The sequence below is a fragment of the Paenibacillus sp. 1-18 genome (assembly GCF_000520755.1).
Lineage (GTDB): Bacteria > Bacillota > Bacilli > Paenibacillales > Paenibacillaceae > Paenibacillus > Paenibacillus brasilensis.
Genome location: NZ_ASSB01000327.1, coordinates 16166 through 28713 on the forward strand (window position 1 = coordinate 16166; position 12548 = coordinate 28713).

At 45.8% G+C, this 12548-nt stretch carries 12 protein-coding genes and 1 other RNA gene; all 13 read left to right on the forward strand.

Features of this window, described 5'->3' with window-relative positions; translation table 11 throughout:
- Positions 1 to 39: 39 nt before the first annotated feature.
- Positions 40 to 1641 carry a CTP synthase gene (locus L693_RS0121140; RefSeq protein WP_025719748.1) on the forward strand — a complete coding sequence of 534 codons (1602 nt, stop codon included), beginning with the start codon at positions 40 to 42 and terminating at the stop codon, positions 1639 to 1641.
- Positions 1642 to 1855: 214 nt separating this feature from the next.
- A complete protein-coding gene (locus L693_RS0121145; RefSeq protein WP_025719750.1) occupies positions 1856 to 2224 on the forward strand; it encodes a response regulator in 369 nt (122 codons plus the stop codon).
- Positions 2225 to 2470: 246 nt separating this feature from the next.
- Positions 2471 to 3325 carry a class II fructose-1,6-bisphosphate aldolase gene (fba, locus tag L693_RS0121150; RefSeq protein ID WP_010346584.1) on the forward strand — a complete coding sequence of 285 codons (855 nt, stop codon included), beginning with the start codon at positions 2471 to 2473 and terminating at the stop codon, positions 3323 to 3325.
- A gap of 230 nt (positions 3326 to 3555) precedes the next feature.
- A complete protein-coding gene (locus L693_RS0121155) occupies positions 3556 to 4809 on the forward strand; it encodes a UDP-N-acetylglucosamine 1-carboxyvinyltransferase (protein ID WP_025719753.1) in 1254 nt (417 codons plus the stop codon).
- A gap of 261 nt (positions 4810 to 5070) precedes the next feature.
- On the forward strand, positions 5071 to 6402 hold the full coding sequence (rho, locus tag L693_RS0121160) for a transcription termination factor Rho (protein ID WP_025719755.1): 1332 nt from the start codon (positions 5071 to 5073) through the stop codon (positions 6400 to 6402).
- A gap of 97 nt (positions 6403 to 6499) precedes the next feature.
- Positions 6500 to 7771, forward strand: coding sequence for a radical SAM protein (locus L693_RS0121165; RefSeq protein ID WP_025719756.1), 1272 nt, complete (start codon positions 6500 to 6502; stop codon positions 7769 to 7771).
- Between the two features lie 156 nt (positions 7772 to 7927).
- Entirely contained in the window at positions 7928 to 8125 is a 198-nt protein-coding gene (gene rpmE, locus L693_RS0121170) for a 50S ribosomal protein L31 (protein ID WP_025719758.1), read from the forward strand.
- Between the two features lie 111 nt (positions 8126 to 8236).
- Positions 8237 to 8503, forward strand: an RNA gene (gene ffs / locus L693_RS29515) — signal recognition particle sRNA large type.
- Between the two features lie 157 nt (positions 8504 to 8660).
- Entirely contained in the window at positions 8661 to 10409 is a 1749-nt protein-coding gene (dnaX, locus tag L693_RS0121175; protein ID WP_025719760.1) for a DNA polymerase III subunit gamma/tau, read from the forward strand.
- Positions 10410 to 10444: 35 nt separating this feature from the next.
- Complete coding sequence (locus L693_RS0121180) at positions 10445 to 10756, forward strand: YbaB/EbfC family nucleoid-associated protein (protein WP_025719762.1); 312 nt, start codon at positions 10445 to 10447, stop codon at positions 10754 to 10756.
- A gap of 27 nt (positions 10757 to 10783) precedes the next feature.
- Positions 10784 to 11383, forward strand: a complete 600-nt coding sequence (recR, locus tag L693_RS0121185; protein WP_007428122.1) for a recombination mediator RecR — start codon at positions 10784 to 10786, stop codon at positions 11381 to 11383.
- Positions 11384 to 11593: 210 nt separating this feature from the next.
- Positions 11594 to 11908: a DUF2508 family protein gene (locus L693_RS0121190; RefSeq protein WP_025719765.1), complete on the forward strand. Its 315-nt coding sequence runs from the start codon at positions 11594 to 11596 to the stop codon at positions 11906 to 11908.
- The gene (locus tag L693_RS0121195) at positions 11905 to 12180 is read left to right on the forward strand and encodes a pro-sigmaK processing inhibitor BofA family protein (protein ID WP_025719767.1); all 276 of its coding nucleotides are present in this window, start codon (positions 11905 to 11907) and stop codon (positions 12178 to 12180) included. The genes L693_RS0121190 and L693_RS0121195 overlap by 4 nt, the downstream gene beginning before the upstream one ends.
- Positions 12181 to 12548 lie beyond the last annotated feature (368 nt).

Sequence of the window (12548 nt, forward strand, 5' to 3'; positions counted from 1 at the left end):
CGCCTGAATTTTGCATTTTATCTAGGAGGGTTTTGAACAGTGACAAAGTATATTTTTGTGACAGGCGGGGTTGTGTCTTCCTTGGGCAAAGGGATTACGGCAGCTTCACTGGGAAGGCTTTTGAAGAACAGGGGACTAAAGGTAACGATCCAAAAATTTGATCCTTACCTGAATGTCGATCCGGGCACCATGAGTCCTTACCAGCACGGTGAAGTGTTCGTAACGGATGATGGTGCGGAAACGGATCTTGACCTGGGACACTATGAACGCTTTATTGATATTAATCTGTCCAAGAACAGCAATGTCACAACAGGCAAAGTATATTCGAGCGTAATCAGCAAAGAGCGTCGCGGAGAATATTTGGGCGGTACAGTACAGGTTATCCCTCACATTACGAACGAAATCAAGGAGCGTGTGTACCGCGCAGGCCGCGAAGCAGGTTCGGACGTCATTATTACAGAAATTGGCGGTACAGTAGGCGATATTGAAAGCTTGCCATTTTTGGAAGCTATTCGTCAGCTTAAAAGCGAAGTTGGACGTGAGAATGTAATGTACATTCACGTAACGCTTATTCCTTATATCAAAGCTGCTGGTGAGGTTAAAACCAAACCAACTCAGCACAGTGTAAAAGAACTACGCAGCATCGGCATTCAGCCTAACGTCATTGTTTGCCGTACAGAGCACGAACTGTCCTCCGATATGAAGGCCAAAATTGCGCTGTTCTGCGATATTGATGCGAACGCTGTGGTAGAATGTCGCGATGCTTCAACTCTCTATGAGGTTCCGTTGAACCTGCGTGAAGAAGGCTTGGACGAAATCGTCGTTAACCATCTGAAGCTGACAACCCCTGCGCCGGATATGACGGAGTGGGAAGGGCTAGTTGATCGAATCAGCAAGCTGGATAAAACGGTCGAGATTGCCATTGTCGGTAAATATGTCGCATTGCATGATGCGTATTTAAGCGTGGTTGAGTCACTTTCCCACGCCGGCTTTGATGCCAATGCGGACGTGAAGATCCGCTGGGTGAACGCTGAAGAAGTGACAGACGAGAACGTAGCGGACATGCTGGGTGGCATTGGTGGTATTCTCGTGCCGGGTGGCTTCGGCGATCGCGGGATTGAAGGTAAAATCAGCACGATCCGTTATGCGCGTGAGAATAAAATTCCATTCTTTGGTATTTGTTTGGGTATGCAGGTATCTGTTATTGAGGTTGCCCGTTCTTTGGCTGGTCTTGAAGGAGCCAACAGCTCGGAGATCAACCCAGCTACGGATTATCCTGTTATTGACCTGCTTCCTGACCAAAAAGACATCGAGGATTTGGGCGGTACGATGCGTCTTGGCTTGTATCCGTGCAAACTGGTGGAAGGCTCCCTTGCTGAGGCTTGCTACAATGACGAGCTGGTATACGAAAGACACCGTCACCGGTACGAATTCAATAATGAATATCGCGAAGTGATTGAAAAAGCAGGTCTTCGTATTTCCGGTACTTCACCGGACGGACGTTTGGTGGAAATTGTTGAGCTTCCAGACCATCCATGGTTCCTGGCAGTACAATTCCATCCGGAATTTACTTCCCGTCCAAACCGTCCACAACCTTTGTTCCGTGAATTTGTAAAAGCAGCATTGCAGCTTCAAGGTTAATACAACGACGCTTAAAAGACCTCTTGAGAGGTCTTTTTTTTACCCCATGATTCCTGATTATGAAAGAATATTCCACAATTATGTATAAGAGAAGGATTTTCTTTTTGCAGGATCGAATATAGTTTTAGGTATGGGACGGATATTGTACGTCATCGGACGCTGTTATGGCAATAGCTGCATGATCCTCGTTTTAAGATCTTAGGAGGTTAAAACATTGGAAAAGAAGAAAGTATTAATCGTCGATGACCAGAATGGAATACGGATTTTACTGATGGAAGTGTTCGGGAGTGAGGGTTATGAGACCTTTCAGGCGGCGAACGGGAAAATTGCACTTGAAATTGTTGAAAAGGAACCGCCGGATCTTGTGCTGCTGGATATGAAAATTCCGGGTATGGATGGACTCGAAATTTTGAAGCATTTAAAAGCCATGAACCCTGATATCAAGGTTATTATGATGACAGCGTATGGTGAACTGGACATGATTAAAGAGGCGACGGAGCTAGGTGCGCTTATGCATTTTACCAAGCCCTTTGATATTGACGAAATGCGAATTGCTGTGAACAAACAACTCAGGGATGACTAGATCAGTCATTTTGGTTAAGAACTCTGTTAGCAAACAGGGTTTTTTGTTTGTGTTTATGGGAAATACTGAAAGAAAATCCTCTCCTTATACAAATCTATGATAAAACGGCGTCCTGAGCGTGATTTTTGTATGTGTTGATATGCAAAAGCTTGTTTAGTATTTAATATGGGTTGTGGTATAATAAGCCCGTATGTGATGTCGGCTAAAAAGATAGACAAACCCAAACACCTTTAGGAGGACGTAACCATGCCATTGGTATCTATGAAAGACATGTTGAACAAAGCACTCGAAGGAAAATATGCAGTAGGTCAATACAACATTAACAACCTCGAGTGGACTCAAGCTATTCTGGGCGCTGCTGAAGAAGAAAAATCCCCTGTAATCCTGGGCGTTTCTGAAGGCGCAGCTCGTCACATGGGCGGATTTTACACTGTTGTTAAAATGGTTGAGGGACTTATTCATGACATGAAAATTACGGTTCCAGTTGCAATTCACTTGGATCATGGTTCCAGCTTTGAAAAATGTAAAGAAGCGATTGATGCTGGTTTCACATCTGTTATGATTGACGATTCCCATAGCCCAATTGAGAAAAATATCGAAACAACGAAAAAAGTTGTTGAATATGCACATTCCAAAGGCGTTTCCGTTGAAGCTGAAGTTGGAATGGTTGGCGGTCAAGAGGATGATGTTGTAGGTGACGTAATGTACGCTAAGCTGGACGATTGTGTACGTATCGTTAACGAAACAGGTATTGATACACTGGCTCCTGCACTGGGTTCCGTTCATGGACCATACAAAGGCGAGCCAAACCTTGGCTTTAAAGAAATGGAAGAAATCCGCAATGCTGTGAAACTGCCACTCGTTCTTCATGGCGGAACAGGTATTCCTACACATGACATTAAAAAATCCATTTCCCTGGGTACTTCCAAAATCAACGTAAACACTGAAAACCAAATCGCATTTGCGAAAGTGGTTCGTGAAGTGCTTGCTGCGAAACCAGATGCTTACGATCCACGTACATTCATCGCTCCAGGTCGTGAAGCGATCAAACAAACGGTTATCGGTAAAATTCGTGAGTTCGGTTCCAACAACAAAGCGTAATAACGAGTGAACTAGTGAACTGGTCATGCTGCTGCATGGATAGATTCATTTTTTATTGTAGATGTAATTCTGCTGCACAAAATATTTAATTTTGTATAGTTGAATAGTTTGGTATGGAAAGCACACCGCTTAGCCGGTGTCTTTCCATTTTCACCACTAAAAAGTTGAAATTTCGTTGTTTAGTTCATGGTTTGACCGACTGCAAAACACGTAGGGGGACCCTCAAGCTTATGGAAAAATTGATGATCACCGGTGGACGGCCGCTTCAAGGTACAGTTTCCATCAGCGGTGCCAAAAACAGTGCCATCGCCTTGATTCCCGCCGCCATTCTGGCAGAGTCGGAAGTCATTTTGGACAATTTGCCGCTGTTGAGTGATGTGGCGGTGTATTCCGAAATATTAGAGGAACTTGGTGCAACGGTTGCCTGGGAAGGTAGCCAGATGAAAATTGATCCATCCTCTATTAAATCCATTCCTATGCCGAATGGACCGGTTAAGAAATTACGAGCTTCCTACTATATGATGGGAGCCATGCTGGGCAGATTCAAGGAAGCGATTATCGGTTTGCCAGGAGGGTGTAATTTTGAACCCCGGCCCATTGATCAGCATATTAAAGGTTTTGAAGCGCTGGGTGCTACGGTGACAAACGAGCACGGTGCTATTCATTTGCATGCCAAAGAGCTGCGTGGTAACAAAATTTATTTGGATGTCAGCAGCGTAGGAGCTACGATTAACATCATGCTGGCGGCCGCACGTGCCAAAGGCGCCACAATTATTGAAAATGCGGCTAAAGAGCCTGAGATTATAGATGTAGCAACTCTGTTAAACTCCATGGGGGCCATTATTAAGGGCGCCGGAACGGAAACGATCCGTATTGAAGGCGTATCTGAGCTACATGGCTGTCGTCACTCCATCATACCTGACCGCATACAAGCGGGGACATATATGATTGCTGCTGCGGCTACCCGTGGCAATGTATTGATCGACAACGTCATTCCCAAGCATATGGAGGCCCTTACTGCAAAAATGCAGGAGATGGGTATTGGCATCGAGGAATATGACGAAAGTATTCGTGTACTCGGTGCGTCTCGTTATGAACATGTCGACGTTAAAGCCTTAGTTTACCCCGGATTCGCCACGGATTTGCAATCTCCTATGACCAGCTTGCTTACTCAGGCGCAGGGTGTTAGTGTATTGAGTGATTTCGTGTACAGCAATCGTTTTAAGCACGTCCCTGAGCTGGTTCGAATGGGGGCTAAGATCCGCGTAGAGGGTCGGTCGGCCATCATTGAGGGCGGTCGTTTGAATGCGGCCAAAGTCAAAGCGGCCGATCTGCGAGCTGGAGCAGCACTTGTCATCGCTGGTCTTACGGTGAGTGAAGGTGTAACCGAGGTGACAGGTGTCGAATATATTGACCGTGGTTATGATCACCTTGTCTCCAATCTTCGTCATTTGGGCGCGGATGTATGGCGACAGACAGAATAATTTTAACCATACTTTATTTTGAACTCCCTGAACGGATAAACAATAGAAGGGGTAAGCTCTATGCAGCCGCTGCTTGACACAAGATTATGGTTCATACCTAATAATCTTTTATCGGAAAACCGGAATAATCCGGTATAATCCAGGCAGACGGCTGTATAACTTTATTTGTTTTGGTTAAAATTATGTTAATGGTGTTTATGATATCATTGTCTATCATTTAGATGTATGAATGGACTTAATAATTGAATAGGTGGTTATTATATGGATCTGCAAATTTCCGATCTGGAAGAAATGAAGCTGACCGACCTGTACAAGCTGGCCAAGCAATACCAGATCCCGTACTACGGAACGCTCAAGAAGAAAGAATTAATTTTTGCCATCCTGCGTGCGCAAGCTGAGAAGAGCGGATTGATGTTTATGCAGGGGGTTCTGGAAATACTTCCTGAAGGCTATGGCTTTCTGAGGCCAATTAATTATCTCCCGAGTACCGAAGATATTTACATCTCTGCTTCACAAATCCGTAAGTTTGACTTAAGAACAGGCGATCTTGTATCGGGTAAATGCCGAACGCCAAAAGAAAATGAACGATATTTTGGATTGCTTCAAGTTAACGCAGTTAATGGAAGAAGCCCTGAGCAAGCTGCTGAGCGGCTACATTTTCCTGCACTGACTCCACTGTATCCGCAAACCAAATTAGTCCTTGAAACTTCCCCCAACCATTTGTCTACGAGAATTATGGATGTACTGGCCCCTGTCGGACTTGGACAGCGCGGACTCATTGTGGCACCTCCCAAAGCCGGGAAGACACTTCTCCTCAAAGAAATTGCCAATAGCATTTCTACCAACAATCCCGAGATTGAGCTTTTTGTCTTGTTGATTGATGAACGCCCTGAAGAAGTGACCGATATGCAGCGTTCTGTTAAAGGTGAAGTTGTGGCTTCTACATTTGATGAACTTCCTGAGAATCACATCAAAGTAGCAGAGTTGGTATTGGAGCGTGCGTTGCGTCTTGTGGAGCATAAAAAGGATGTTGTGATCCTGCTGGACAGCATTACACGTTTGGCTCGAGCGTACAATCTCGTTATCCCTCCATCCGGTCGTACTTTGAGTGGGGGTATTGATCCGGCGGCCTTTCATCGTCCGAAGCGCTTTTTTGGTGCGGCGCGGAACGTGGAGGAAGGCGGCAGTCTGACAATCCTTGCTACAGCGTTGATTGATACAGGATCACGGATGGATGATATCATCTATGAAGAGTTCAAAGGTACAGGCAACATGGAGCTTCATTTGGACCGCAAACTGGCAGAACGTCGTATCTTCCCTGCCATTGATATTCGTCGTTCAGGTACACGTCGTGAGGAAGTGCTGTTGAGCAAGGAAGAACTGGATACCATTTGGGCTATTCGTAAAAATATGACGGAAAGTCATGATTTTGTGGAAGGCTTCCTCAAAAAGCTGCGCAACAGCAAAAATAACGCCGAATTTTTGGCTTCGTTTGATTTGACACCTTCTGGTGGATCATCCGGCGGCTCAGGCGCCCAGCAACGGAGAACCACGCGTTCTACTGCAGCGTCGGTCCCGGCCTCGACCAACTAAACCCAATCCATGTATTTTATCTGTTCCGTAAGACCGCGACCGTTACGGTTCATTCTGTTAATGGTGTGTAGCTTGACGGAGCGAAAGGAGTTCCATAATGTATTTGGTGTATGCCGACGAAAAAGGCAATGTATATGATCATGCTTCTTTGTATGGGCTTGCCCGCAGTGCAGACATGATTGTTGAAATCATGGAGGATGAGCTTATTCCGCTACCGGAAGGAGCTACGCTGGTAGGCTTGCCCAACACCCGCCCGGTCGGTATGAACCCTGAAACTGGGGAGATGGTCTCCCTTCCTGGAGATATGCAGGCAGTAGGTGCATTGTTGCCGCAAGGTTTTACACGATTATGTCTGCCGGGATATGTGAAAACCGATAAAGAATATAAGCTGCCCTTGTTCGGTTATTCTGCCGTAGTCTGGAAAGATGGAGCATTTTATGTAACCGCAGAGCAGAGCGACAGTCCATCCAAATGGAATCCGGAAAACTGTGACCGTCATCAGGTCAAGCTGGGGGTTCAGCGGATGACGGAGCAATATCCGGAAAACCGACTGTACCAACATTTGTCCAACTGTGCGTTAGGCTACGAATGTCTTACTTCCTCCAACACATTCCTGAATCGCTGGGAGGGAGGGGTTCCGGTATCTTATTCTTGTAATGCCGGTTGCTTTGGCTGTATATCTGAACAACCGGATGACAGCGGCTTTGTATCTCCGCAGACAAGAATGAATTTTCGCCCCCGTGTTGAAGAAATTGTAGAGGTCATGCTGGAACATTTGAAAACACCGGAATCCATTATCAGTTTTGGGCAAGGTTGCGAAGGCGAGCCTTCCACTCAAGCCAAGCTGATTATTGATGCGATCAAAGAAGTGCGTTCCGTTACGGATATGGGATATATCAATATCAACACCAATGCGGGGTTGAACGATCATATCCGGGGCATCGTAGATGCAGGTCTTGATCTGATGCGGGTCAGCACAATCAGTGCGCTGGAAGATCATTACAATGCTTATTACAAGCCTAGAGCCTATACGTTAGCCAATGTAGAAAAATCACTCCGATATGCCTCTGAGCAGGGTGTATATACGTCGATTAACTATCTGATCTTCCCGGGTGTAACTGACCGTGAGGAAGAAATAGAGGCGATGATCGAGTTCGCCAAGCGTACTAAACTCAAGCTGATTCAGATGCGTAATTTGAATATTGATCCTGAAAGCTATTTGGAGCTGATTCCACCTGCCCAAGGAGATATACTTGGCATGAAGCAAATGCTTGAGATTTACCGGGAAGAGCTGCCTGATGTTGTTATCGGGTCCTACACTCATGTACCTCCGCCGGGGCAGGCACGACCTAAATTTGCCAGAGCTTAAAGTGGCCGATATTACCTGAAATACACCTGTTTTACACCAGTTTTAAGATGCGCAAAACAGGTATTGAAACACTTATATTCAAGTGCTATAATGTGAACATGTGTTCATACAACTCTGGACTGATAGGACGTTCAGGGCGGAAAGAGGTGAAAGTTAATGCAACAAGCTATTCAACCGAAATATAACGTAACTAACGTTACTTGCGCTTGCGGGAATTCGTTTGAAACTGGTTCTGTGAAAGAATCTTTGCGTGTGGAGATTTGCTCCGCTTGCCACCCGTTCTTCACAGGTAAGCAGAAGTTTATTGATGCTGGTGGACGCGTGGATCGTTTCAAAAAGAAATACGGTATCTAATGAGTTACCACAAGTTATAAAGTTATTAGAGCCTTCTGCAATTGCAGAAGGCTCTTTTTGTCGGTATTTGCTATTTGCTTTTTATACAGCCATGAGATATACTTATTTTCACCGTGCTAGATGGGGAGGTAGCGGTGCCCTGTAACTCGCAATCCGCTATAGCGAGGTTGAATTCCTGTTAGAGGTGTTGTTGATGTGAGGCTGGTCCCTGCGCACAATGTTGACGGTTGGGTCCTCCGCAATGAGTACTTGTGAACCTGGTCAGGTCCGGAAGGAAGCAGCCATAAGCAAGCCCACTCTTGTGCCGGAGGGTTGCCTAGCCCGAGTTGTTGTTCAGGGTTGCCGCTCGGATCACAACGATCAATAACAGGTGCACGGTTTATATCTGGAATCAGAACATCTTGGCAGTCAATGCGAAGATGTTTTTTTGTGTTTATAAATTGGAAGGTGTCTGGTTTAGATTCGGACAGGAGTATAGTATAATGAAGTGACTGTGAATGGTCATGAAAGTGAATGGGAAAGAGGGTAACGCGCATTGGAACATATAGCGTTGTACCGTGCTTGGCGGCCTCAGGCCTTCAAAGACATGGTAGGACAACAGCATATTATCCAGACATTGCAGAACGCCATTCGTGAAAATCGCACGTCCCATGCTTACCTGTTCAGTGGTCCACGGGGAACGGGGAAGACAAGTGCGGCCAAAGTTTTGGCCAAGGCAATCAATTGCGAGCATGGACCTGCACCGGAACCTTGCAACGAATGCGAAGCCTGTAAACGGATCACGGCCGGGGCAGTTATGGATGTACAGGAAATTGATGCAGCCTCCAACCGGGGCGTTGAAGAGATTCGTGATTTGCGCGATAAAGTCAAATATGCGCCGACAGAGGTGCGGCATAAGGTTTATATCATTGATGAGGTGCACATGCTGACGACGGAAGCGTTCAATGCGCTGCTGAAGACGCTGGAAGAGCCGCCGCCACATGTTATGTTCATATTGGCGACGACTGAACCGCATCGAATCCCGGCGACAATTATTTCGCGCTGCCAGCGTTTTGACTTTCGGCGGATATCGCTGGAAGAGCAGACAGAACGACTTGACCTAATATGTCGACAGGAGAATATTCAGGCTGATACAGATGCACTGCAGTACATTGCGCGTCTTTCAGATGGCGGGATGCGGGATGCGGTCAGCGTTTTGGATCAGATAGCCTCGTTTACAGACGGTCGGGTTACCTATCAGCAGGTGCTGGATATGACAGGAGGCATTGCGTCCGAGCAATTTGGTAAGCTTGCCCTGGCGCTGCTGAAAGAAGACGTAGGCACGGTTCTTCAAATGATCGAGAACTTTATGCAGGAAGGCAAAAGCGCCGATAAGTGCATGGAGAATCTCTTGTACTATTTCCGGGATCTGCTTATGATCAAGATGGTGCCGCAGGCGACTAAAATGACAGAGCGAGTGTTGGACCCGGAGCAGTTCAAGGAAGTAGCAGATGCTTTTACCAAAGAGCAACTCTTTGGGATGATCGACACTCTTAATCGTTATCAGAGTGAGATGAAATATGCTGTTCAGCCACAAACTTTGTTTGAGGTGGCTCTCTTGAAACTGTGCAGCATTCCGGGAGAAGTGGGAGCTGTTGCTCAGTCCACAGCAAAGCACTCTAGCGCTGCTGATCAGGGAGATGTAGCAGTGTTGAAGCGTCAGCTTGCTGAACTGGAGAAAAAGCTTGAACGCGCGTTGCAAGGTGGATTAGCCATCGGAGCAGGCCAAGAGGCATCATCCGGTGGTCGTCAGGTTTCCGGTGGTCGTGCGCCTGCTCCAAGAATTTCTGCTCCAGCCAAGCTCCCTCCTCAGCTGGATCGTTATATCGCTGAGAAGTCGAGCGAAGCATTTGCAGCGACAGGGCGTAAGTGGAGTCAGATTTTGCAAGGAGTCAAAGAGGCGAAGGTCACGGTTCATGCGTGGTTTATGGACGGTGAGCCTGTTTCTGTATTAGAGGACAGCGTACTGGTAGCCTTTAAAAACAATATTCATCGTGAAACTACTGAAAAGCCTGCGAATAAGCAAGTTATTGAGAAGGTTCTGCATGAGCAACTGGGTCATCCTTATCGTCTGGTGACGATGATGCAAAAGGATTGGAATGCTGCGATTGAAGGAGTTTCCGATCAGCCTGCCGAAGAATTCCAACTGGAGCCGGAGCAAGATACGCCGGGAAAGTCCAAAGAGCCCTGGATTGATGAAGCTATTCAGCTCTTCGGGGAAGATCTGGTCGTCATTAAAGATTAAATCAAAGTTATACTTCATTAAAGGAGATGATTGAAATGAATAATATGAACCAAATGATGAAGCAAGTGAAAAAAATGCAGGAGCAAATGCTGAAAGCCCAAGAGGAGCTTGGTGAAAAAGTAATCGAAGGTACTTCCGGCGGCGGTGTTGTGACTGTAGAGGTAAGCGGGCATAAAAAAGTGTTGTCCATCACAATCAAACCGGAGGCTGTAGATCCTGATGATGTAGAAATGCTGCAAGATCTCGTACTGACTGCGGTCAATGATGCTTTGTCCAAAGCAGACGAATTGGCTAATAACGATATGGGGAAATTTACAGGCGGTATGAAAATTCCGGGCTTGTTCTAGTCTGCCGCAAAAAGGAGAAACACGCTATTGTATTATCCGGAGCCGATTGCAAAGCTAATTGATGCTTTTACGCGCCTACCGGGAGTGGGGCCGAAAACGGCTGCCCGGTTGGCTTTTCACGTACTGAAGATGAAGGAAGATGATGTAATTGATTTTGCCAAGGCGCTGGTCAATGTAAAACGTAATCTTCACTTCTGTTCAGTCTGCGGCAATATTACGGACACCGACCCTTGTCGGATCTGTCAGGATAAGACGAGGGATGCCTCCGTCATTTGTGTTGTTCAGGATTCTAAGGATTTGGTTGCCATGGAGCGCACCAAAGAGTTTGATGGTCTTTACCATGTGCTCCACGGAGCAATCTCTCCAATGGAGGGAATTGGCCCTGAAGATATCAAGCTCAAGGAATTACTGAATAGGCTCAGTGATGAACGCGTCAAGGAGTTAATTTTGGCGACGAATCCGAACATAGAAGGAGAAGCCACGGCCATGTACATTTCGAGGCTGGTGCGTCCTTTTGAGATTAGGGTTACTCGTATTGCTCACGGATTGCCAGTCGGTGGAGATTTGGAGTATGCCGATGAGGTTACCTTGTCCAAAGCGCTGGAAGGCCGCAGAGAGCTCAATTAACAGGTGTATTATACGTTATAGATATAAGTGATAAATGTCTTATGGACATTCTGAACACGCTAGGGGAGCCGCTATGGCTCCTTTTTGTTTGTAATAATAACGTCAGTTAAGGATTGTTCCAGGTTCTAAGTTTGTCCTCTGTTCAATAAGTATGAATAAAGTAGTCTTGCAGACTGTATACCTAATTCAGCTTGTGAGGAGGATGAATGGATGTGGGAACGGGTGAAGCAAAATTTTCGTCGCCGTCAGGAGCACGACAAATCAGAAGCGGAGTACCGGCAGGAGTTGTTTGCCCAGATTAGAACTTCACATGCAGAATGGTTAAGAGCACATCGTTTATTTCATGAAGCTACTGGTAAGGATGAGATCGACTATGCCATTTTTGTTTTGGAAGCTGCTGAGCGTAAATATCAGATCCACTTAAAAAGTGCCAAACAGCAAGGCTTGCATCGTTTCCATCTACCTGCAGATGAACCGGGGTATGTTCATGATGCAGATCGTGTCCATAAACGGAGGGCAGAATGAGAGGGGCTATCTGGCTTGTACTGATTGTCTGTGTCGTGGTGCTGGCATATCTAATTTTCAAAAAAAATCTGGGTATCAGTTGGCTAACGGTGTTTGGGGCGCATATGGCTTTGGCGGCAATTGCGCTGTATGTTATCAATTATTCAGGATGGATCACGCAGGTGTATATTCCGATTAATCCAGTGACAATGGGAACAGTAACGATATTAGGATTGCCTGGGATTGCTCTCCTATTAGGGCTGAAAATGATATTATTCGGACAGGCTATATAAGGACCTAATTATGGAAAATTGGTATTTTTAAAATATAGTTGACGGCAAATTCAATTATGTGATACATTAGTTCTCGGCTCTTAAAGCCCGGGAATTTTTTTGTGAGAACAACACTTGAATGAAGTTAAAATAATTTTCAAAAAAAGTGTTGACTTAAATCCCGAACATGTGTTATATTAATCAAGTCGCCGCTGAGATGCGGTGATGAAACGAAGTAAAGACGATAAAAGGATTCACAACGGTTTGATCTTTGAAAACTGAACAACGAGTGAGTAATTGCGAAGGTTTCGGACATGCTTTAAAGCTGGACGGAGCTCGAGCACAAAGAGATATTTTATCTCGTCAGTTTCAAAATGAGCTAATCGCTC

Bases quoted from the DNA above. Each gene is read 5' to 3' on its own strand.
- L693_RS0121165 (WP_025719756.1), top strand. From the start codon at position 6,500: ATGTATTTGGTGTATGCCGACGAAAAAGGCAATGTATATGATCATGCT.
- rho (WP_025719755.1), top strand. From the start codon at position 5,071: ATGGATCTGCAAATTTCCGATCTGGAAGAAATGAAGCTGACCGACCTG.
- L693_RS0121180 (WP_025719762.1), top strand. From the start codon at position 10,445: ATGAATAATATGAACCAAATGATGAAGCAAGTGAAAAAAATGCAGGAG.
- L693_RS0121190 (WP_025719765.1), top strand. From the start codon at position 11,594: ATGTGGGAACGGGTGAAGCAAAATTTTCGTCGCCGTCAGGAGCACGAC.
- fba (WP_010346584.1), top strand. From the start codon at position 2,471: ATGCCATTGGTATCTATGAAAGACATGTTGAACAAAGCACTCGAAGGA.
- L693_RS0121155 (WP_025719753.1), top strand. From the start codon at position 3,556: ATGGAAAAATTGATGATCACCGGTGGACGGCCGCTTCAAGGTACAGTT.
- rpmE (WP_025719758.1), top strand. From the start codon at position 7,928: ATGCAACAAGCTATTCAACCGAAATATAACGTAACTAACGTTACTTGC.
- L693_RS0121195 (WP_025719767.1), top strand. From the start codon at position 11,905: ATGAGAGGGGCTATCTGGCTTGTACTGATTGTCTGTGTCGTGGTGCTG.